Annotated in this window: 15 protein-coding genes and 1 pseudogene; 9 read left to right on the top strand and 7 right to left on the bottom strand. The window is 64.5% G+C overall.

Annotation, left to right across the window (positions count from 1 at the left end):
- Positions 1-12: 12 nt before the first annotated feature.
- Positions 13-690 (top strand): heavy metal response regulator transcription factor, encoded by a 678-nt coding sequence (locus ABD05_RS33575; protein WP_047904425.1) that lies wholly within the window; start codon positions 13-15, stop codon positions 688-690.
- On the top strand, positions 687-2168 hold the full coding sequence (locus ABD05_RS33570; protein WP_047904424.1) for a heavy metal sensor histidine kinase: 1482 nt from the start codon (positions 687-689) through the stop codon (positions 2166-2168). The genes ABD05_RS33575 and ABD05_RS33570 overlap by 4 nt, the downstream gene beginning before the upstream one ends.
- Here the strand turns inward: ABD05_RS33570 and ABD05_RS33565 are convergent.
- From ABD05_RS33565 to ABD05_RS33555, 3 genes are read right to left on the bottom strand one after another with little or no spacing between them, the layout of a single operon-like run.
- Complete coding sequence (locus ABD05_RS33565; RefSeq protein ID WP_047904713.1) at positions 2149-3717, bottom strand: efflux transporter outer membrane subunit; 1569 nt, start codon at positions 3715-3717, stop codon at positions 2149-2151. The genes ABD05_RS33570 and ABD05_RS33565 overlap by 20 nt on opposite strands.
- Before the next feature lie 31 nt (positions 3718-3748).
- Entirely contained in the window at positions 3749-5110 is a 1362-nt protein-coding gene (locus tag ABD05_RS33560; protein ID WP_047904423.1) for an efflux RND transporter periplasmic adaptor subunit, read from the bottom strand.
- Between the two features lie 48 nt (positions 5111-5158).
- Positions 5159-8389: an efflux RND transporter permease subunit gene (locus tag ABD05_RS33555; protein WP_047904422.1), complete on the bottom strand. Its 3231-nt coding sequence runs from the start codon at positions 8387-8389 to the stop codon at positions 5159-5161.
- 270 nt (positions 8390-8659) lie between these two features.
- Between ABD05_RS33555 and ABD05_RS33550 the strand changes: the two genes are divergently transcribed.
- A complete protein-coding gene (locus tag ABD05_RS33550) occupies positions 8660-8938 on the top strand; it encodes a DUF4148 domain-containing protein (RefSeq protein ID WP_047904421.1) in 279 nt (92 codons plus the stop codon).
- Between the two features lie 173 nt (positions 8939-9111).
- Here the strand turns inward: ABD05_RS33550 and ABD05_RS33545 are convergent, their stop codons facing one another.
- Positions 9112-9522 (bottom strand): c-type cytochrome, encoded by a 411-nt coding sequence (locus ABD05_RS33545; RefSeq protein WP_148669203.1) that lies wholly within the window; start codon positions 9520-9522, stop codon positions 9112-9114.
- A gap of 222 nt (positions 9523-9744) precedes the next feature.
- A complete protein-coding gene (locus tag ABD05_RS37125) occupies positions 9745-11157 on the bottom strand; it encodes a dienelactone hydrolase family protein (RefSeq protein WP_082146329.1) in 1413 nt (470 codons plus the stop codon).
- A gap of 220 nt (positions 11158-11377) precedes the next feature.
- Here ABD05_RS37125 and ABD05_RS33535 point away from each other — a divergent pair.
- Positions 11378-12588 (top strand): IS3 family transposase gene (locus ABD05_RS33535; protein ID WP_148669077.1). Its coding sequence is split into 2 segments (ribosomal slippage): positions 11378-11693 and positions 11693-12588, totalling 1212 coding nucleotides; the frame shifts between segments, so codons are not numbered across the junction.
- Between the two features lie 124 nt (positions 12589-12712).
- Here ABD05_RS33535 and ABD05_RS38175 read toward each other — a convergent pair.
- Together ABD05_RS38175 and ABD05_RS39200 are read right to left on the bottom strand one after the other, a co-directional pair.
- Positions 12713-14020, bottom strand: coding sequence for a beta strand repeat-containing protein (locus tag ABD05_RS38175; protein WP_148669202.1), 1308 nt, complete (start codon positions 14018-14020; stop codon positions 12713-12715).
- A gap of 918 nt (positions 14021-14938) precedes the next feature.
- Positions 14939-15034 (bottom strand): annotated as a pseudogene (locus ABD05_RS39200) (transposase); the annotation flags it as partial.
- Positions 15035-15123: 89 nt separating this feature from the next.
- Here ABD05_RS39200 and ABD05_RS33530 point away from each other — a divergent pair.
- The 5 genes from ABD05_RS33530 (at position 15124) to yjfF (ending at position 21686) form a co-directional block, all read left to right on the top strand.
- Positions 15124-16215, top strand: a complete 1092-nt coding sequence (locus ABD05_RS33530) for an IS5 family transposase (protein ID WP_047904420.1) — start codon at positions 15124-15126, stop codon at positions 16213-16215.
- 799 nt (positions 16216-17014) lie between these two features.
- Positions 17015-17977 (top strand): ABC transporter substrate-binding protein, encoded by a 963-nt coding sequence (locus ABD05_RS33525; protein ID WP_047904419.1) that lies wholly within the window; start codon positions 17015-17017, stop codon positions 17975-17977.
- 72 nt (positions 17978-18049) lie between these two features.
- Entirely contained in the window at positions 18050-19564 is a 1515-nt protein-coding gene (locus tag ABD05_RS33520; protein WP_047904418.1) for a sugar ABC transporter ATP-binding protein, read from the top strand.
- On the top strand, positions 19561-20601 hold the full coding sequence (locus ABD05_RS33515) for an ABC transporter permease (RefSeq protein ID WP_047904417.1): 1041 nt from the start codon (positions 19561-19563) through the stop codon (positions 20599-20601). The genes ABD05_RS33520 and ABD05_RS33515 overlap by 4 nt, the downstream gene beginning before the upstream one ends.
- Entirely contained in the window at positions 20598-21686 is a 1089-nt protein-coding gene (gene yjfF, locus ABD05_RS33510; RefSeq protein WP_047904416.1) for a galactofuranose ABC transporter, permease protein YjfF, read from the top strand. The genes ABD05_RS33515 and yjfF overlap by 4 nt, the downstream gene beginning before the upstream one ends.
- The last annotated feature ends 4 nt before the right edge of the window (positions 21687-21690 follow it).

Raw genomic sequence — 21690 nt, 5'->3', positions numbered from 1 at the left:
ACGGAATCGAACATGCGGATCCTGATTGTCGAAGACGAACCGAAGACCGGCGCGTACCTGAAGAAGGGGCTCGAGGAATCCGGCTTCAGCGTCGATCTCGCGAAGGACGGCGGCGAGGGGCTGACGCTCGCGCAGGAAGAGAGCTACGACGTGATCGTGCTCGACGTGATGCTGCCGGTGCTCGACGGCTGGAGCGTGCTCAAGCGGCTGCGCGACACGCACGCGACGCCCGTGCTGTTCCTGACCGCGCGCGACGACGTGCAGGACCGCGTGCATGGGCTCGAACTCGGCGCCGACGACTACCTCGTGAAGCCGTTCGCGTTCGTCGAACTGCTCGCGCGCATCCGCACGCTCGCGCGCCGCGGGCCACCGCGCGAGACGGAGCGCATTTCGGTGGGCGACCTGGAGATCGACGTCGTGCGCCGCCGCGTGAAGCGCGGCACGGTGCGGATCGACCTGACGCCGCGCGAATTCTCGCTGCTGCAGCTGCTCGCGCGCAGGCAGGGCGAGGTGCTGAGCCGCACGCAGATCGCGTCGTACGTGTGGGACATGAATTTCGACAGCGACACCAACGTCGTCGAAGTCGCGATCCGCCGGCTGCGCGCGAAGATCGACGACGATTTCGCGGTCAAGCTGATTCATACGGTGCGCGGCGTCGGTTACGTGCTCGAACCGAAGGACGCCGCATGACGCTCGGCCGCTCGCTCGGCGCGACGCTCGCGCTCGCGTTCGGCGCGACCATGCTGGCTGTCTTCGCGCTCGTCGGCGTGTACGTGTACACCGGCCTCGAGCGGCAGGTGAGCACGCAGGACGACCTCGACATCGTGCTCGCCGCGCGGCATACGCGCCGGCTGGCGGGCGAACTCGATTCGCTCGACGCGGTGCGCGCGCATGCGGACCGGTTGACGAGCCAGGTGCTCGGCAACGCGGCGCTGTCGCTGGCCGTCGTCGACGGGCAGGGCAACGTACTCGCGCGCCACAACGTCGAACGGACCGAGTTCGAGGATCTTCCCGAGACGGCCGCGGGCGCATCGTCGCCCGCGCTGCCGGCGCTACCCGATGGCGAACTGTTTCCGCCGCACGCGACGCCGGTGCCCGCGAACGAGCGGATTACCGCCGACCGGATCGCGACGTGGACCGCCGGCGGCGGCACGCATGTGCGCGGCGTCGTCACCGATGCGGCGTTGCGCGACCACACGAAGATCCGGATCGCGATCGCGCGCAACATGAGCGATCGCGCCGAACTGCTCGACGGCTACCGCGACAAGCTGAAGATCGCCGGCGGCCTGGGCGCGCTGTTCGCGATGCTGCTCAGCTACGGGCTGATCCGCAAGACGCTCGCACCGCTGCGCGAGATCGTCGCGAACACGGGCCGCATCACCGTCGACAAGCTCGATACGCGGCTCGATGCATCGCGCGCACCGCGCGAGCTGACGGCGCTCGTCGACGCGCAGAACGCGATGCTCGGCCGCCTGCAGCAGGCATTCGGGCACCTGTCGCAATTCAGCGCGGATCTCGCGCACGACCTGCGCACGCCGCTGAACAACATGCGCGGCGCGACCGAGGTGGCATTGGCGCGGCCGCGTTCGGTCGACGAATACCAGGCGCTGCTCGAATCGAACCTCGAGGAATACGACCGTCTCGCGCGGATGATCGAGAACGTGCTGTTTCTCGCGCGCGCCGAGCATCCCGGCTTCGTGACGCGGCAGCGCGCATTCGACGTTCACGACGAACTGGAGCGCATCGCCGGCTATTTCGAAGGGCTCGCCGACGAAGCAGGGTCGACGCTGCTTGTCGACGGGCACGGCCGGCTGACCGCCGATCTCGAACTGTTTCGCCGCGCGGTCAGCAACCTGCTCGCGAACGCGCTGCGCTACACGCCGGCGGGCGGCGTCATCGCGCTGCGCGTCGACGAAACGGCGGACGCGGTGCAGGTCGTCGTCGCGAACCCGGGCGAGCCGATCGATCCCGCGCTGCTGCCGCGCATCTTCGACCGCTTCGTGCGCGGCGACCCCGCGCGCAGCGGCGGCGCGCCGGGCGGCACGGCCGGGCTCGGCCTCGCGATCGTGCGGTCGGTGATGGAACTGCACGGCGGCACCGCCCGCGTCGAAAGCGACGCGGCCGGGACGCGGTTCATCCTCACGTTCATCAAGACGCCGACGGCGTAGCGGCCGGGTGCCCGGCGGCGGTTGCATCCGCACCCGTGTGCCAGCCGCCGCCCAGCGCCGTCAGCAACCCGACCGCGGCCTCCATCCGGCGCGCGGCGATCTGGTCGGCCACGCGCCGGTTCGTCAGCGCGATCGTCTGCGCGGTCACGACATCGAGGTAGCTGACCGCGCCCGCGTTGAAACGGTTGGTCGTCAGCCGCAGCGACAGGTCGGCCGCATCGGTCGCGCGCTGCTGGCTGTTGGCCTCCGATGCGAGCGCATCGAGCGCGGAAAGCTGATCCTCGACCTGCTGGAACGCGACGAGCACCGTCTGACGATAGTCGGCGACCGTGCCGTCGTATTGCGCATGCGCGCCGCGCAGCGACGCGCTGCGGCGGCCGCCGTCGAACAGCGTGCCGGCGAGCTGCGAGCCGAGCGACCAGAACAGGCTCGGCGCGGTGAGCCACGGCGCGAAGAACCCGCTTTCGAGCCCCGCGCTCGCCGACAGCACGAGATCGGGAAAGAACGCGGCGCGTGCCTCGCCGATCTGCGCGTTCGCGGCCGCGACGCGACGCTCGGCCGCCGCGATGTCGGGCCGCCGTTCGAGCAGTTGCGACGGCACGCCGGTCGGGATCGCCGGCACGTCGAACGATTGCACGTGCGGCGGCAGCGTGAACGTCGACGCGTTTTCGCCGACGAGCGTCGCGATCGCATGCTGGAGCTGCGCACGCGACGCATCGATGTCGGTGTCCTGCGTGCGCGTCGCTTCGAGTTGCGTCGCGGCCTGCGCGACGGCCGACGCGTCGATCGCGCCGGCCGCGAGCTGCTGTTTCAGCAGCTTCAGCGCGTCCGCATACGCCTGCACCGTATCGTCGAGCAACTGTTTCTGCGTATCGAGCGAGCGCAGCGCGAAATAGTCGGTCGCGAGCGTGGCCGTGACCGACAGCTTCACGGCCTGCAGGTCGGCCGCGCTCGCGTCGGCGTTCGCCTGCGCGCCCGTCACTGCATCGCGTACGCGGCCGAACAGGTCGGGCTCCCAGCTCGCTGCCACGCCGGCCTGATAGTCGGGGGTCGTCTTGCCGGCGAGCGACGAGCCGAGCTTGTTCTGCGACAGGCGCGCGCGGTTCTGCGCGACGCCGGCCGTGACGGTCGGCAGGAACCCCGCATGCTGGTAGTCGACCATCGCGCGCGCCTGCTGGAGATCGGCGACGGCTTTCTTCACGGTCTGGTTCGAGATGTCGACACGCGCTTCGAGCGCGTTCAGGCCGGCATCGTCGAAGACGGTCCACCATGGGCCGCGCGGCGCGGCATCGGCCGGTGCCGCGACGTTCCAGCCCGGCTGGGCGGCGGGGGCGCCCGCAGCCGGTACGCCTGAGGCCGGTATGCCCGGAGCCGGTACGCCCGATGTCGGTATGCCCGGAGCCGGTACGCCCGCATAGTGCGCAGGCACCGCGACGGTGGGCGGCGAATAGGGCGGCAATGTCGAGCACGCGGACAACGCGGCCAACGCGGCGGCAACGCCGAGCGCGACGACGCGGCGGGCGAACGGAAGCGGACGAACGAAGCGCATGACGGATATCTCGCGGTTTTTCATGGGCGGATCAGCCTCGGGCGTGCGTTGAAGCTGCTGCAGGCATCGAAGCCGGCGCCGCGACGGCGGCGGGCGTCGACGCAGCCGCGCCAGACGCTGCCGTCGCACCGTTTGCCGGGCCCGTCTGCACCGCCGGTGCGGCCGACACGATCTTCACGGTCTCGCCGGCGGCAATCGAATCGCCCGGGTTGTCGATCACGCGATCGCTCGCGGCGAGCCCCGACACGATCTCGACGCGCGTGCCGAAATCGCGCCCGATCTGCACGGCCTTCAGCGCGGTGGTGCCGTTCGCGGCGACGGTCGCGACCGTCACGCCGTTCGGCCGGAACAGCAGCGCGCTGACCGGCAGCTCGAATGCCGGCGCCGCGCTCGGCACGAGCAGGTGCGCCTGCGCATACGCGCCGGGCATCAGTGCGCCGTCGCCGTTGTCGACGTCGATCTCGACACGCAGCGTGCGCGTGACCGGATCGATCGCGCCCGCGCTGCGCGCGACGCGCGCGGCGAAGCGCCGCCCCGGATACTGCTGCGTGGTCAGGTAGACGGAGGTCCCGGTCGTCACGCCGGCCGCGCTGTCCTGCGGCACGTCGACGAACACGCGCAGCGTGCCGGTCTGTTCGAGATGGAACAGTTCGCCGGACAGGCCCGGGCTGCCCGGCGTGCCGCCCGCGGTGACGAGCGTGCCGACGTCGACGTTGCGCGCGGTGATCACGCCGTCGAACGGCGCCGCAACCGATTCGTACGACACCAGCTCGGTCAGGTGCGCGACGTTCGCCTGCGCGGAGGCCAGCATCGCGCGCTTCGCGTTCATGTCGGCGACCTTCGTGTCGGTGTCCTGCTGCGACACCGATTGTGTCTTCAGCATGTCCTGCCAGCGCTGCGCGGTCGATTTCGCATAGTCGTAGTTCGCCTGCGCGGTCGCCGCGTCGGCGCGCGCCTGCCGCAACTGCGCGTCGAGGTCGGGCGCCGTGATCTGCGCGAGCGTCTGCCCGGCTTTCACGTGCGCGCCGATGTCGGCGCTCCAGTGCGCGATATAACCGCTCGTGCGCGCATAGATCGATGCCTCGGCATAGGGCATCACCGCGCCCGGCAGCGTCAGCGTCTGGTCGGTGGGCGCCGCGCCCGGCAGGATCACCGAGACCGGCAGCGCCTGCTGCGCGGCGACCTGCACGCGTTGTGCGGCGCGCGCGTCGATGCGCGGCACGATGCCGGCGGCCAGCAGCGCGGCGGCCACCGCGATCGCGACGAGCGGGACGGTCAGCTTGCGGCCGCGACGGGGCGGCGAAGTGTCGGGCGCCGTGGCGCGTGCGGTGGACGGTGCCGTGTCCGCTTCGGCGGCCGGTGGCGGGGCGAGAGGTTCGGTCGTGTCGTTCATGATGGTTCGAGGTCGGGCGAGTCGAAGGAAGTCGATGTGAAGCCGCGATCAGGGCAATGCCGGCGTGTCCTGCGCGCGGCGGGCGGCGGCCGCGTCGCGGCGCCGGTCGAGCCACGCATGGACGAAGCCGAACAAGACGGGCACGAACAGCAGCGTCGACAGCGTGCCGAACGCGAGCCCGCCGATCACCGCGCGGCCGAGCGGCGCGTTCTGCTCGCCGCCGTCGCCGAGGCCGAGCGCCATCGGCAGCATGCCGATCAGCATCGCGAGCGCGGTCATCACGACCGGGCGGAAGCGGCTGAAACCCGCGTCGAGCGCGGCCTGCCACGGCGGCGCGCCGCCCGCGATCAGCTCGCGCGCCGCGTTGACGACCAGGATGCTGTTCGCGGTCGCGATGCCGATGCACAGGATCGTGCCGGTCAGTGCGGGCACCGACAGCGTCGTGCGCGTGACGAACAGCATCCATGCGATGCCGGCGAGCGACGCGGGCAGGCCGCCGACGATCACGAGCGGGTCGAGCCACGACTGGAAGTTGACGACCATCAGCAGGTAGACGAGCGCGATCGCGAGCGCGAGGCCGCCGAGCAGCCCTGCGAACGATTCGTGCATCGCCTGCACCTGGCCGCGCAGCACGATCGACGAACCGGGCGGCAACTGCGCGCGCGCAGCGTCGACGAGCTTCGTCACGTCGGCCGTGACGCCGCCGAGATCGCGCCCCTGCACCGACGCGAAGATGTCGAGCACGGGCTGCACGTTGTAGTGCGAGACGACCGCCTGCTGCGTCGCGCGCGAGAAGCTGCCGAGCGAGCCGAGCAGGTTCTGCGCGGGCGCGCCGGCCGCCGGGCCGCCGGCCGGCGTCTGCGGCGAACGTGCGGTGCCCGCCGGCAGCGGCACGTTCGCGAGCGCCTGCAGCGAATCGACCGAATACTGCGGCGTCTGCACCAGCAGCGGATAGCTGACGCCGTTGCGCGGGTCGAGCCAGAAGTTCGGCGTCGTCTGCGAACTGCCGGACAGCGCGATCAGCAGGTTCTGCGCGACGTCGCGCTGTTCGAGGCCGGCCTGGATCGCCTTCGTGCGGTCGACGTTCACATTGATGGCGGGCTCGTCGCCGGGCTGCTGGATGCGCGCGTCGACGAGGCCGCGCACGCCGCGCAGTTTCGCGAGCAGCGCGTTCGCGACCGCGCGGTTCTGGTCGAGCTTGTTGCCGACGATCTGGATGTCGATCGGCGCGGGCAGCCCGAAGTTGAGGATCTGGCTGACGATGTCGGCCGGCAGGAACGCGAACGTCACGCCGGGGAACGACTGCGCGAGCAGGTTGCGCAGCTTCGCGACGTAGGCGGCGGCCGGCGCATGGTTCGGCTTCAGCGTGATCATCACGTCGGCATCCTCGGTGCCGATCGGGTCGGACGAGTCGTACGTGAGGTTGATCCCGCTCACCGGCACGCCGATGTTGTCGAGCACGCTCGCGATGTCGTTCGCGGGAATCACGTCATGGATGCGCGCTTCCACTTCGTCGGTCAGGCGCGCGGTTTCCTCGATCCGCGTGCCGGTCGGCGCGCGCAGGTGCAGGCGGATCTCGCCCGTGTCGACCGACGGGAAGAAATCCTGCCCGGCGAACGCGAACATCCCGGTCGACGCGATGCACGCGAGCAGGAATGCGGCCGCGAAACGGCGGCGGCGCGCGATCGCCGCCGACAGCAGCGCGCGATAGCGCAGCCGGATCGCCTCGAAGCGATGTTCGAACGCCGCCTGGAAACTTGCGATCCGAGCGAACACGCCGCGCGGCGGCCGGCCGTGCCCCTTCGCGCGCATCAGCGCCATCGCGAGCGTCGGCACCAGCGTGCGCGAGAAGAAATACGACGCGACCATCGCGAAGATCACCGCCTCGGCCATCGGCACGAACAGGTAGCGCGCGACGCCCGTCAGCAGGAACATCGGCACGAACACGATGCAGATCGACAGCGTCGACACGAAGGTCGGCACCGCGATCTCGCCCGCGCCGGTCAGGATCGCGTCTTCGAGCGGTGCGCCGCGTTCGAGGTGATGCGTGATGTTCTCGATCGCGACGGTGGCATCGTCGACGAGAATCCCGACCGCGAGCGCGAGCCCGCCGAGCGTCATGATGTTGATCGTCTGGCCGAGCGCGGCGAGCGCGAGCAGCGAGCTCAGCACCGCGAGCGGAATCGACACCGCGATGATCAGCGTCGCGCGCCAGCTGCCGAGGAACAGCAGGATCATCAGCGCGGTGAGGCACGCGGCGATCAGCGCCTCGCGCACGACGCCCTGGATCGCCGCCTTCACGAACACCGACTGATCGCCGAGCGCCGAGATATGCAGCGCCTTCGGCAGGCCGGCCGCGATCTTCGGCAGCATCGCCTTGACCTGGTCGATGATCGTCAGCGTCGATGCGCTGCCGGTTTTCTCGACGGTCAGCAGCGCCGCGCGCTTGCCGTCGGCGCGCACGATGTTGGTCTGCGGCGCGTAGCCGTCGCGAACGTGCGCGACGTCGCGCACATAGACGACGCTGCCGCCGATCGTTTTCACCGGCAGGTTGTTCAGCGCGGCGACCGTCTGCGTGCTGCCGTTCATCTGCACGTTGTACTCGCGCGTGCCGATTTTCGCGGTGCCGCCGGGCAGGATCAGGTTCTGCGCGTTGATCGCGTTCACGACGTCGATCGGCGCGAGCCCCTTCGCCTGCAGCGCACGCGTATCGAGATCGACGACGATCTGGCGGATCTTGCCGCCGAACGGCAGCGGCACGGCCGCGCCCTGCACGGTCGCGAGCTGCGTGCGGATGAAGCTGTTGCCGAGGTCGTAGAGCTGCTGCTCGGCGAGCGTGTCGCTCGACAGCCCGAGCTGCAGGATCGGCACCGTCGATGCGTTGTACGTGATGATGTTCGGCGGCAGCGTGCCGGGCGGCAGGATCCGCAGGATCGACGCGGAATTGCTCGAGGCTTCCGCGACCGCGCGATTGATGTCCGCGCCGGGGTGGAAGAAGATCTTCACGACCGACACGCCGTTCAGCGACTGCGATTCGATGTGCTCGATGTCGTCGACGTCGGACGTGAGCGCGCGTTCGTAGTTCGACGTGATCCGCTTGGCCATGTCCTCGGCGGAGAAGCCGTTGTACGACCAGACGATGCTGACCACCGGGATGTCGATGTTCGGGAAGATGTCGGTCGGCGTGCGCAGGAGCGCGAGCGGTCCCGCGATGAAGATCAGCAGCGCGAGCACGACGAACGTATAGGGCCTGCGCAACGCGAGCCGGACGATCCACATGATGTTGTTCCTCGAAGCAGGGCAGGGGCGCCGCATTCGATGCGACGAGCGTGCAGTCTGCCGGCGCCGCGTTGACCCGGCCCTGACTCGAAGATTACGAAGCTGTTATCTGCGTGCAGCGCCGCAGATTTCAGGATTGTCATCCGGCAGTCAGCGTCGCGCCGGTCGCGATCGCCAGAATGAACGTGTCAGGCGGCGAATCGCATCCGCGGTTCCGCCGGCGGCGCATCGACGATGCGTCTTCATCGAACCGTTCTGGGGAGTTTCATCATGAATCGCAGACTGATCGCAGCCGCCGCGCTGCTCGCACTCGCAATCGGCACGCCGGTCGCCGCTTTCGCACAGACGTCGTCGTCGGGCCTGACGCGTGCCGACGTGATCGCCCAACTGGTCCAGGCGCAGCGCGACGGCACCGTGCCGACGTCGAACTGGGACTATCCGCCGAGCACGCAGACGATCGAGCGCAATCGCGAGCTGTATGCGATCGCGCACGGCGAGCAGGGCACCGCGACCGCGTCGGCGTCCGTGCCGGCAGTCAGCACGCAGTGAAACGGGAGTCGGGCGATGAAGCTCCTTTCCCGACTGGCGATCGCCGCGCTGCTCGCGGCGGCGGTCGCGCCGGCGTTTGCGCGCGGGATGCCGCAACTGCCCGATGATGACGGCGGGCGCGCCAGCGTGTTGCGCGAGTTGAACCCGACGCGGGTGAACGGCGACGCGCGGGCTCATACCGCGGGCGTTGCCTCGAATCGGGGTGGCGAAACTGACAGGAAGGCGGCGACGCGACGGAACTGAGTCTCGTCGAGCGCCGCGGCGACGGCCGTCATGCTGCCCGGTTTCGGGGGCGGCTGGCGGGCGCGCGTCTGGAATTCGTGCAAACGCGCGATCGTGAAGGTGGCCGGCTCGCCGGCAATACCCGGGAAGTGCGCGCCGTTTCCGTGACCGTCAGCCGCGTGGCAACTGAAACACACCGGCACGTTCGCGTCGTCTTCTGTTTCCGCCATATGCCTGCCTGCTGCGACGAGATCCGGAGCGGGCGGCGTCTGCGTTTTCAGCAGCGGCGGGTGCTGCTTCGAAAAATCGGTGGCAAGCATCTGCATGTCGCGCTCGGACAGGTTTTGCGCGATCGCCTGCATCGTCGGATTGACGCGCGTACCGGCCTTGAACATCGACAACGCATGCGCGAGGTCGTCGGGATTTTTTCCGGCGATGCGCGGCGCACTCGGTTCGCGGCCGGATCCGAGACAGTTCTTATGGTTATGCCCGTGGCACTGTCTCTACACTCTGCAGTTCGTCAACCTAACCTTTATCCGAGCTCCGCTCGGGTTTGTGGCGGCGCTAACGAACACACAGGGAAGCTATTTTTCCCGACGCCACACGACCGAACTGTCAACCGCGTAAACCGTGCACCCTTGATGCCGCTGACTACACTGGTCCAGTGAGTACTTGACCGGATCAGGGCCGAGCGCTGAAGCGTCCCAGCCTCCATCGGGAGCAATGGTGAACACGCGAGGACGAGGAAGCAGCAGGAACTTTTGATATCCGGATCTTCCGCTATCACTCAGGTACGGAATCGCTGACACGTCCTCCAGCTTGGCGAAGTTGCTGGGCGGCGGAACAGGTGTCGGTCTGGTCCAAACGACGGTGTTGTTCACAGCATAGAGGCGACAGCCAGGGCCACGTTGATTGCACAAGTTCATTGCCTGTGCGATCGGATCGAATCCGCCGTTAGTCGACGCTGCTCCACGCTGGCCAATCGCAAATGCCCTGGGCAATGGTCGTTCGAGGAATTTTTTGTAATACGCTTGTCCCGCGACGCCGAGATACGGCACAGCTTGCGTATCGTCGATGGCCGCATAACCACTTGCTGGCGGAACAGGTGTCGGCATGTATTCCGGGCTGACCTCGGTATGAGGCATGCCTATTCGTGAGAGAAATGCATCGAGTTTCGGAACCCAGAGCGGAAGCGCTTCGGCAGAACCGAGCATGTTGTGTGCGTTCTGGCCGAAGGCACCATACGCCACCAGTTCAGCAGACCCACCCGCTGAAACATAGCGCTCATATACGGCGTGCCATGTGTCTCTCGAGAACACCTTGTCGTTGTCGCCGAAGAACCAGATTGAAGGAAGTTTGCCATGCGCCCCGAGTTCTCCCGCTGCTTTGATCAAGGATTGGCTAGAAAAGGGGCAATCCGATTCATTCATGCCGCCAGCAAAGCTGACTAGCCCTCGCACGCCGGGCACATCCATCGTCCCGAGTGCAAGCGTATTCCATCCCCCAAAGCTCTGCCCTGCGACGACGATCCTCGATCCGTCGATCGTCGGTTGAGTTTTCATGTAGTTGATAACGGCTTTGATATCTTGAGCATCCTCGATACCGGTTGCTGCATAGTCGCATCCGTGATGCTCGAGATGTCCCTGCGATCCTGCATAACCGCGCATCATGGGTAGGACGACGGCATACCCTCTCGACAAGAAATAGTATGCGGAGAAGGTCAAGTGATATCGTGGCTGATCCGGCGGCGGCATGCTTCCATTCGCACCATGGTTCATCACGACCAACGGAAAAGGGCCCGGGCCAGCGGGTATATCCAGCGTCGCTTGCAGCATGACTGACTCGCCGTCTGCACTTGGAATCGAGATGATCTGTTCGTGACGCAGAGTCGCTTCGGGCGCATTCAGGCTATCCGTCTCTCCCGCATATGCAAAGGGCATGTACGTATAGAGACTAGTGATGGCCACGAGCAAACGCGACTTCCAGGTCTTGTGCATTTTCAGGGTGCGCCAAGTGTAGAGACAGAAGACATATCCAAGCGTCCAAGCTTCGACGCCAAGTCAATGCGGGCGTTGTCCCAGTCCGTCAGCGTCTGAATTCTGCGATCCTTGGCATTAGCCAAGTGGAGCAGCCCCCTGAAACGCCGGACACAGTCACCCACTTACAATAACGGGTAGGCATAAGACTGTGTTTTTGACTAACACCAGGCAGGAAGTGATGGAAGTGTTGACGGGCCCGGAGCGCCGGCGGCGCTGGACGGCGGAGCAGAAGCTGGCGATGGTTCGCGAGAGTTTCGAGCCGGGGAAATCGGTTTCGATGGTCGCGCGCCAGCACGGCGTGAATCCGAACCAACTGTTCCACTGGCGCAAGCTGTACCAGGACGGGAGCCTGTCAGCGGTCAAGGCTGGCGAGGAAGTGGTTCCCGCCTCAGAGCTGGCCGACGCGCTCAAGCAGATTCGTGAGCTGCAACGGATGCTCGGCAAGAAGACCATGGAGAACGAGATTCTCCGCGAAGCAGTCGAGTACGGCCGGGCAAAAAAATGGATAGCGCACTCGCCCTCGCTGCCGGAGGACGACCAGTGAAACTGGTTTGTGAAGTTCTCGGCGTGTCGCGCTCGAACGTATCGGCACGACTGTCGCGTCCGGCGACGTGGCGCGATGGCCGTCAATCGAGGCAGACTGACGACGCGACCGCGGTCGAGGAAATCCGCCGGGTCATCGGCGATTTGCCCAGCTATGGCTATCGCCGGGTTTGGGGCATATTGCGCAACGAGCGCGTCGCGGTTGGGCTGGTGCCGTTCAATGCCAAGCGCATCTATCGCGTCATGCGCACGCACGGGTTGCTGATGCAGCGCCGGCCGCTTCCGCCTCACCCCCAACGTCGACACGATGGCAAGGTGGCCGTCGCGCGCAGCAATCAGCGATGGTGCTCGGACGGCTTCGAGTTCCGCTGCGACAACGGCGAGCCGCTGCGGGTGACGTTTGCGCTGGATTGCTGCGACCGAGAGGCGATGAGCTGGGCGGCCACGACAGCAGGCCACAGCGGCGACATCGTGCGAGACGTGATGCTGGCTGCAGTGGAAAATCGGTTTGGCAACGAGCTGCATACGCCATCCGAAATCGAGTGGCTGAGCGACAACGGTTCGGGCTACACGGCCGACGACACGCGCCGATTCGCAGTGGCCATCGGCCTGAAGCCATTGACCACACCGGTGTGCAGCCCACAAAGTAATGGGATGGCCGAGAGCTTCGTGAAGACGATGAAACGCGACTACGTCGCCTTCATGCCGAAGCCGGACGCAGCGACTGCTGCACGCAACTTGGCCATCGCGTTCGAGCATTACAACGAGAAGCATCCCCATAGCGCGCTGAAATACCGCTCGCCTCGCGAGTTCCGGCGCTCGATGGATTCGGCAACCTTAGTGTGACGCTGTGTCCGGTATTACAGGGGCAACTCCACCAAGGTTGTCTGCGTACTGAGCAATTCAAGGATGTTGCCAACACCAACGATGTAACGGTGTTCGGCCGCGGTATAGGCTTGCTGAGCGAGTGTCAGCAACGACATGCTATGGGCTGCACTCTCGGACGCAGCTTCCAGTGCGTAGTACTACTCGTACCATCCGTGATCGTGTCGCCCGAGCCATTCACGGTAAATGTGTCGCTGTTCTGGCCGTAGATCGTGTCGTTCGATCCGTAGATCGAATCGCCTTGCCCTGACAAATTTACGACCGCATTCGCTCCGTTAAGCCAAATCCCATCATTAACACCCGTGGCATCAACGGTGTTTCCGCTGCCTGTAACACCCAGGCTTTCGTTGCCACTGGCATAGATCGTAAGACCGCTGCCACTAACATCCGTGCGGGAATTACCCTCGACCGTTACTGTTCCTGATACACCGCTTGCAAAATTGACGTAGTTATCGTTAGAAGCACTTGCACTTTGCCCGTTTCCACCAATCGTGACAGCGCTGCCGGGTCCGGCAACGGTGATGTCATTAGCGGAACCATTGACTTTTTCGATCGAATTTGCGCCGACACTTATATTGCTATTTGATGCAGAAGTGGAGTTTTGACTTCCATTGACGGTAAAATTTCCGCCGGATGTCGAACCCGAGTTCACTCCGGTTATCGCGCTATTCCCGCCGTTGGAAGTCAAATTAAAATCGGATCCAGCAATTCCGGGGGAAACGATAATGTCATCATTTCCTCCGTTGGAAATAATCGTCGCAACACCATCCCCGCTCTGTTGTGTTGCGCTAATCTGGTCAACGTTATTTCCTTGAACTATGTCCCACATAGTCGCTGCATTGGAGGAATCGCAAACGAAATTCGAGCTGCTTAGCGACGCCGGACTATAGTTTCCGCTTGAGTCGGGAGATAGTCCGGCAGATTGCAAGTTTTGTGAAATTACACTCGCAATCGTTGCCGAATCTATTCCGGCTCCGGTCGCAGATGCAATAAAACCAACTGCATTAATGAGCTCACCCAATGTAAATGCACCGCCACCAAAAATTGGGTTTATACTTGATCCAGTGAGACCTAAAAATTCAACTCCCTGACCTGCCATAGTGGCAATGTTCCCGGCAATTGACGCGAATGCACTTGACAAATCGTTGGCGCTCATCGAGGCGCCATTTGTTATGATATTCGAAATGTTGGCGATAATCGAGTTTCCTGCAAAAGCAGCACCTTCTCCTGGTACAAGAGATGTCGCGGCGGCGGCGGCACTCGCCAAAGCAGCCTGATAAGCAACGAGGGTGGCATTACCTGGATTATTCTGATACGCCTGTGCTGCGCTTTGTACGCCTGCAGCGTTATCCAATCCGGAAATCGTATAGCCTGCGACAGTCGCGGAGGTCATAATTTGCTCTCATTTTTAGATTATTTAACGCAAACGGATATTGACACCAATCTCGAAATGCAGATTAGTGCAATAAATAAAATCAGATATGGCATTGCCAATTTTCTTGGCAATAATTCGCGACCAATTGATTTTTGTTTGAAGTGGTTAAAGTAGGAGATAGTTGTAAGAATAAGTGACGCTGCAAGTGCGGCTGGGTATATAAGGAGAAGGATGGTATTGACTTGTGCCAAAGATTTGAATAGCCAGCCCACTTTGTCGCACTGCATAAACAACAGTATCTCCAGCAGCGAAATCGATATCACCGAAAGCAGGATGAGATTAATTTTTCTTGAGATTGGTTTTTTTTCAATCAACCTATACCTCGTCATGTTCTAAGGGTGTGTTGCCTAGTGACGGATCACAAGTACTGGGGTGATGGCTAGGTCGCCAATCTACCTGAAGAAATTGGTTGTTGATCGAAAACAAGTTAGAAATTCGATAACTCCATGGAATCGTAAGCTTTATTTCGGGATCGTAGATAGTGCATTATCGGTTGCGGATCCACATCACTCTTCAGATCAATCTATCAGTCGACTTCCGTAATGACAACGTGCTCTAGGGTCACGTCAAAGCATCGTAATATTACGGAATATTTCAGAATGGGAATTGTTTGGCATTTGTTGGTGTCTGGTATTGATTTTGAAAGAAATTAAGTCAGGCTATGGTTTCATCTGGACCTCCAACGGCAGCGAATTCTCCGGTCGTTTATTGGGTATATTGCCAAAGCTACAAAGTACAGTTCAAGTTCAGCCACCCGGGCACACCAAACCGACAATGGCTTCATTGCGACATTCAATGGATTTGGGACGAATGCCCGATCCCGTACTAATTCGAATCGCTGGTGGATTAAACATTCGGTTGATGTGTGGTGTTGGGACTGTGCCGCTTGCACAGGTCTTTCACCGGCTCTTCACGGCTCTCGGTTTCCCGCAGAATGCGAATGATCTGTTCTTCAGTGTGTCGCTTCTTCATCGAGTTCTCCTTGCCTCTAGCAGGCCGTTGAAATACCCCCGCCGATCCGTCACGATGTAGCCAACCCGATCCCAAGGCACGAAGGCAGCATGCGAGGCACCGACAGCTACAACGAATCCCTGTTCAGTACAGTCAGACTGGAGGAGTTCGTACCGCAAACGCATCCGCTGCGCCCGATCCGGACTTGGATGAACGAGGCGCTATCGAATATGGATGCCAAGTTCTCGGCGATGTACGAAGCGGACATCAACGGCGGTCGGCCGAGCATCGCGCAGGAGAAGCTGATGCGGGCGATGCTACTTCAGGTGCTGTACAGCATTCGCAGCGAGCGGCAGCTGGTCGAGCAGATCTCGTACAACCTTCTGTTCCGTTGGTTCGTCGGCCTGTCGATCGAAGACGCGGTGTGGAATCACTCGGTGTTCAGCAAGAACCGGGATCGACTGATCGAGTTCGACGCAGTGACTGACCTGTTCAACGCGACGGTGGAAACGGCGCATAAACGCGGCTTGCTGTCGGGCGAGCACTTCAGTGTGGACGGCACCTTGATCCATGCGTGGGCCAGCCACAAGAGCATCCGGCGCAAGGATGGCGGGGACGATGATCGTCCGCCTGACAATTGGCATGGCGAATCGCGCAGTAATGAAACGCACGAATCGAAGAGCGACGGTGAGAGCCGGCTCTATCGCAAGAGCAATGCCGCGCCAGCCTTGCCGAGTTACCTGGGCCATGTACTGACGGATAACCGGCACGGTCTGGTCGTGAACGTTCAGGCCAGCGAGGCGAATGGCCGAGCGGAACGCAAAGTGGCGACGGACATGTTGCGCGATGTGTCGGGTTCGGACGTGCGTATTACGGTGGGCGCAGACAAGGCGTACGACACGCGTGGATTTGTGAAGGCCTGCCGCGAATACAACGTGACGCCGCACGTCGCACGCAACACGAAGCGCACCGGCGGAAGTGCAATCGATGGTCGGACGACGCGGCATCTCGGTTACGCACTGAGCCAGCGCAAACGGAAATGCATCGAACAGTGCTTCGGCTGGGGCAAACGGATCGGGCCGATCCGGCAGGTGATGGTGAGGGGCTTGGAGAAAGTTGATCAGTTGCTCACGCTGACGATGGCGGCCTACAACCTGACGCGGCTGAGAACGTTGGGATTCGTGCGTCCGCAGGGCGCGTAATGCAGGAAATCTGGCGGGAAATACCTTCGCCGGCCGGGCTCTACCGCTGAACCCGGCGTGACGCAACAAAATTGCCGAACCGTTGAGCGAATTCATGTCATTTGCGAGAGTGGTCTGAATCCGGTCGATGGGTATTTCAACGGCCTGCTAGGATAAGAGAACTCACTTGCCGTTCGGCCACACGATCCGTCTTAGGTCAACAACTCCTTGACGCTTCACAGCTAGCGAGACGTGCCTCTCGGTGTCGTTGCTGATATGTGTCAGTTCGGCTGACAAGGTAGCCCCCGGTCACGCTACATCGACATGGGTACTCGCCACACCGATGCCCACCGTTACGGATGATCCGGACATGGTCTTTATATCCCTTTCTTGTGCATGCGAACTGGTATCAAACCACTCGGCTACCGTTCGGGCTTCAAGAAGACCAGCACGGAGGAGGTGCGCAATCGACTCAGGTACGAACTGGCGAGCGGACTCGCCGACTCCAGACGATTCCAGGCTACACGATCCGGTCCGGTCACCTCAGCGATGATCAGCCTGTACTGTGCTGGTCTGGTTTAAACATACAAGACGGCCCGTCCGACGCCACCACCACTCCAGGCATCCCGCGCGCTTAGGTGTTTATACGTATGCCGATTCCGATATCGCTTCAATCCAAGATTTCATTGGAAGGTTATCGGACTTGTTCCTAGACTGGTCCGGGGTATACATGCCGGGCCGGCAGGCCCAGCCCTGAACCGCGCGCCAAGCAGAATCAGAACAGCGCCGCGGCATACAACGACATCATCGGAGACGGACCATGACATTCATCAGGAAGCTGGCGGCCGGTGCGATCGTCGCCGCGGCGACGGTACTCGCGCCCGGCGCATTCGCGCAGCAAAAGCCGATCACGCTCGGTTTCTCGCAGGTCGGCGCCGAAAGCGCGTGGCGCACCGCGAACACCGTGTCGGTGAAGGGCGCGGCGAAGGACGCCGGCATCAACCTGAAATTCTCGGACGCGCAGCAAAAGCAGGAGAACCAGATCCGCGCGATCCGCTCGTTCATTGCGCAGAAGGTCGACGTGATCGCGTTCTCGCCGGTCGTCGAATCGGGCTGGGAGCCGGTGCTGACCGAAGCGAAGGCCGCGCACATCCCGGTGATCCTGACGGATCGCGGGATCGACGTGAAGGATCCGTCGCTGTACGTGACGATGATCGGCTCGGACTTCCTCGAGGAAGGGCGGCGCGCCGGCCACTGGATGGAAGAGCACTACAAGAACGACGCGGGCCCGATCAACATCGTCGAGCTGCAGGGTACGGTCGGCTCGGCGCCGGCCAACGATCGCCGCGCGGGCCTGCTCGAAGTGATCAAGAACAATCCGAAGTTCAAGGTGATCGCGTCGCAGAGCGGCGACTTCACGCTCGCCGGCGGCAAGCAGGTGATGGAAGCGTTCGCGAAGACCTACGGCAAGCAGATCAACGTCGTCTACGCGCACAACGACGACATGGCGCTCGGCGCGATCCAGGCGATGGAAGAGGCCGGGATCAAGCCCGGCAAGGACCTGACCGTCGTGTCGTTCGATGCGACGAAGGGCGGCTTCCAGGCGATGATCGCCGGCAAGATCAACGTCGACGTCGAATGCAGCCCGCTGCTCGGCCCGCAGCTGATGAGCGCGGTGAAGGACGTCGCCGCCGGCAAGCAGCTGCCCAAGCGCATCGTGACGAACGAGACGGTGTTCCCGATGAACGTCGCGGCGCAGGTGCTGCCGACCCGCAAATACTGACATGGTCCGCACGGGCGGCGGCGTGACACGCGTGACACGCCGTCGTCCGGCAACCGCTTCGTGGGAGGGTTCATGACGAGTCCGCCGGTGGTCGAGATGATCGGCATCGACAAGTCGTTTCCGGGCGTCAGCGCGCTGCAGCGCGTGAACTTCCGGCTGTTTCCGGGCGAGATCCACGCGCTGATGGGCCAGAACGGCGCGGGCAAGTCGACGCTGATCAACGTGCTCACCGGCGTGCATGCGCACGATGCGGGCGAGATTCGCGTCGGCGGCGAGCCGGTGCGTTTCGCCGCGCCGCGCGAAGCCGAGGCGGCCGGGATCCAGACGCTTTACCAGGAAGTGAACCTGTGCGCGAACCTGTCGGTCGCCGAGAACATCTTCGCGGGCCGGCAGCCGATGCGGCGCGGCGCGATCGACTGGAACACGATCCATGCGCGCTCGCGCGCGGCGCTGGCCGAACTCGACCTGTCGCTCGACGTCACGCGCTCGCTCGACGCGTATCCGATCGCCGTGCAGCAGATGGTTGCGATCGCACGCGCCGTGTCGGTCGATGCGCGCGTGCTGATTCTCGACGAGCCGACGTCGAGCCTCGACGACGGCGAGGTCGCGCGGCTGTTCGCCGTGCTGCGCCGGCTGAAGGCGTCGGGCATCGCGATCCTGTTCGTCACGCATTTCCTTGAGCAGACCTATGCGGTGTCCGACCGGATCACCGTGATGCGCAACGGCGAGCGCGAAGGCGAGTACCTGGCGCGCGACCTGCCGGTCGATCTGCTGGTCGCGAAGATGACCGGCCGCGAACGGATGTCCGACACGCTGCAGGCGGGTGCCGCCGCGGTCGAGCGCACCGCCGGCACGGCCGCGCCGTTCCTGTCGATGCAGCAGGTCGGCCGGCGCGGGATGATGAGCCCGCTCGATCTCGACGTGCGGCCCGGCGAAATCGTCGGGCTCGCCGGGCTGCTCGGCTCGGGGCGCACCGAAACGGCGCAGCTCGCGTTCGCGGCGGAGCGCACCGACACCGGCGCGATCGAGATCGACGGCGCGCGCAAGCGGCTGGCGTCGCCGCACGATGCGGTCCGGCACGGAATCGCGTATTGCCCGGAAGACCGCAAGAAGGAGGGCATCGTCGCCGCGCTGTCGATCCGCGAGAACATCATCCTCGCGCTGCAGGCGCGGCGCGGCTGGTGGCGGCTGATCGGGCGCGCGCGTCAGCGCGAGATCGCCGACACGTATATCGCGCGGCTCGGCATCAAGGCGCGCGACGCGGAGCAGCCGATCGGACTGCTGTCGGGCGGCAACCAGCAGAAGGTGCTGCTCGCGCGCTGGCTCGCGACGGACCCGAAGCTGCTGATCCTCGACGAGCCGACGCGCGGCATCGACGTCGCCGCGAAATTCGACATCATGGAACGCGTGCTCGCGCTGTGCGCGACCGGGCTCGCGATCCTGTTCATCTCGTCGGAGATCGGCGAAGTGGTGCGCGTGAGCCATCGAATCGCGGTGCTGCGCGACCGGCGCAAGGTCGCGGAACTGACCGGCGCCGACGCGTCCGAGGAGCAGGTTTACCGGCTGATCGCGGGAGGCCAGTCATGATGCGTGTGCGCACGCTGTTTCGTCATCCGCTTGCGTGGCCGGTGCTGACGCTTGTGTTGCTGTTGGCGCTCGACGTCGCGCATCGTCCGGGCTTCCTGTCGATCGTGCTGCTCGACGGCCACCTGTTCGGCGCGCCGATCGACATCCTGAACCGTGCGGCGCCGCTCGTGATCGTGTCCCTCGGCATGACGCTCGTGATCGCGACGCGCGGGATCGACATCTCTGTCGGCGCGATCGTCGCGATCGCCGGCGCGGCCGCGGCGATCGTGCTCGAGGCCGATCCGTCGCAGGTCGGCACGGCGCTGGCCGCCGCGCTCGGCGTCGGGTTGCTCGCGGGCGCGTGGAACGGCCTGCTCGTCGCGTTCGTCGGGATGCAGCCGATCATCGCGACGCTGATCCTGATGGTGGCCGGCCGCGGCGTCGCGCAACTGCTGACGGGCGGCCAGATCATTCCGATCGGCGCGCCCGGCTACCTTGCGCTCGGCGGCGGTTATCTGGCGACGGTGCCGTGCTCGGTGTGGATCGCGGTCGGGACGATCGCCGCGACCGCGCTGCTGGTGAACCGCACGGCGCTCGGGCTGTTCATCCGCGCGATCGGCGTGAACCCGGTCGCCACGCGGCTCGTCGGGCTGCGCTCGGGCGCGGTCGTGTTCGGCGTGTACCTGTGTTCGGGCGTGATGGCGGCGATCGCGGGCATCCTCGCGAGTTCGAACGTGCGCAGCGCCGACGGCAACAACGCGGGGCTGCTGCTCGAACTCGACGCGATCCTCGCGGTGACGCTCGGCGGCACGTCGCTGCTCGGCGGCCGCTTCAGCCTGGCCGGCTCGGTGCTCGGCGCGCTGATCATCCAGACGCTCACCTACACGACCTATTCGATCGGCGTGCCGCCGGAGGCGACGCTCGTCGTCAAGGCGGTCGTCGTGATCGTCGTGACGCTGATCCAGTCGGACGCGGCGCGTGCGCTCGTCGTCCGGCACGCGTCGCGGCTGCTGCCCTCCGCGCGTTCGCGCACCACCTCCGGAGCAACGCCCCGATGACCCGATTCCTTGGCCGGCTTGCCGACCCGCGCACGCTGCCGATCGTCGTGACGATCGTGCTGTTCGCCGCGCTGTTCGGCTTCGGATCCGTGATGTACACGGGATTTTTCTCGATGCAGGTGCTCACCGGCTTGCTCGTCGACAACGCGTTCCTGCTGATCGTCGCGATCGGGATGACGTTCGTGATCGTGTCGGGCGGCATCGACCTGTCGGTCGGCTCGGTCGTTGCGCTGACAACGATCTTCTGCGCGGTCGGCGCCGAGCGGCTGCACTGGCCCGTGTGGGTGATCGTGCCGCTGGTGCTCGCGTTCGGCGCGCTGTACGGCGCGGCGATGGGTGCGCTGATCCATTATTTCCGGTTGCAGCCGTTCATCGTCACGCTGGCCGGGATGTTTCTCGCGCGCGGCGCATGCTTCCTGATCACGACGCAGTCGATCACGATCAACGAACCGACGTTTCATGCGATCGCGGGCATCAGCGTGCCGGTCGGCGGCGGCACGCTGAGCGCGGGCGCGCTGATCGCGCTCGCGACGCTGGCCGTCGCGATCTACGTCGCGCATTTCACGCGTTTCGGCCGCAACGTATACGCGATCGGCGGCAACGAACGCTCGGCGCTGCTGATGGGGCTGCCGGTGGCACGTACGAAGATCGGCGTCTACGCGCTGAGCGGCCTGTGCTCGGCGCTCGGCGGCGTGGTGTTCACGATGTACGTGCTGTCGGGCTACGGGCTGCAGGCGCAGGGGATGGAACTCGACGCGATCGCCGCGACGGTGATCGGCGGCACGCTGCTCACGGGCGGCGTGGGCTACGTGATCGGCTCGGTGTTCGGCGTCGGCATCCTCGGCACGATCCAGGTGCTGATCACGTTCGACGGCACGTTGAGTTCGTGGTGGACGCGCATCGTGATCGGCGCGCTGCTGTGCGTGTTCTGCGTGCTGCAGCGGGTCATCGAGCGGCATGCGACGCGGCGGCGCACGGGCGGCACGGGGCTCGGCGCGCAGCAGCCGAAGCGCGACACCGCGCACGCGCGGCCGTCCGAGCCCGGCGAGGACGCGGCGCTCGTATCGACGATGCGGCGCGTGTAGTGCG

It is taken from the genome of Burkholderia pyrrocinia, assembly GCF_001028665.1.
Taxonomy (GTDB): domain Bacteria; phylum Pseudomonadota; class Gammaproteobacteria; order Burkholderiales; family Burkholderiaceae; genus Burkholderia; species Burkholderia pyrrocinia.
This window is presented reverse-complemented; position numbering and strand designations above follow the sequence as displayed.

Excerpts from the sequence above, each read along its gene's own strand:
- ABD05_RS33555 (WP_047904422.1), bottom strand. The coding sequence starts at position 8,389 with ATGTGGATCGTCCGGCTCGCGTTGCGCAGGCCCTATACGTTCGTCGTG.
- ABD05_RS33575 (WP_047904425.1), top strand. The coding sequence starts at position 13 with ATGCGGATCCTGATTGTCGAAGACGAACCGAAGACCGGCGCGTACCTG.
- ABD05_RS38175 (WP_148669202.1), bottom strand. The coding sequence starts at position 14,020 with ATGACCTCCGCGACTGTCGCAGGCTATACGATTTCCGGATTGGATAAC.
- ABD05_RS33530 (WP_047904420.1), top strand. The coding sequence starts at position 15,124 with ATGCGAGGCACCGACAGCTACAACGAATCCCTGTTCAGTACAGTCAGA.
- ABD05_RS37125 (WP_082146329.1), bottom strand. The coding sequence starts at position 11,157 with ATGCACAAGACCTGGAAGTCGCGTTTGCTCGTGGCCATCACTAGTCTC.
- ABD05_RS33525 (WP_047904419.1), top strand. The coding sequence starts at position 17,015 with ATGACATTCATCAGGAAGCTGGCGGCCGGTGCGATCGTCGCCGCGGCG.
- ABD05_RS33565 (WP_047904713.1), bottom strand. The coding sequence starts at position 3,717 with ATGCGCTTCGTTCGTCCGCTTCCGTTCGCCCGCCGCGTCGTCGCGCTC.
- ABD05_RS33570 (WP_047904424.1), top strand. The coding sequence starts at position 687 with ATGACGCTCGGCCGCTCGCTCGGCGCGACGCTCGCGCTCGCGTTCGGC.
- ABD05_RS33545 (WP_148669203.1), bottom strand. The coding sequence starts at position 9,522 with ATGCAGGCGATCGCGCAAAACCTGTCCGAGCGCGACATGCAGATGCTT.
- ABD05_RS33560 (WP_047904423.1), bottom strand. The coding sequence starts at position 5,110 with ATGAACGACACGACCGAACCTCTCGCCCCGCCACCGGCCGCCGAAGCG.
- ABD05_RS33520 (WP_047904418.1), top strand. The coding sequence starts at position 18,050 with ATGACGAGTCCGCCGGTGGTCGAGATGATCGGCATCGACAAGTCGTTT.
- yjfF (WP_047904416.1), top strand. The coding sequence starts at position 20,598 with ATGACCCGATTCCTTGGCCGGCTTGCCGACCCGCGCACGCTGCCGATC.
- ABD05_RS33515 (WP_047904417.1), top strand. The coding sequence starts at position 19,561 with ATGATGCGTGTGCGCACGCTGTTTCGTCATCCGCTTGCGTGGCCGGTG.
- ABD05_RS33550 (WP_047904421.1), top strand. The coding sequence starts at position 8,660 with ATGAATCGCAGACTGATCGCAGCCGCCGCGCTGCTCGCACTCGCAATC.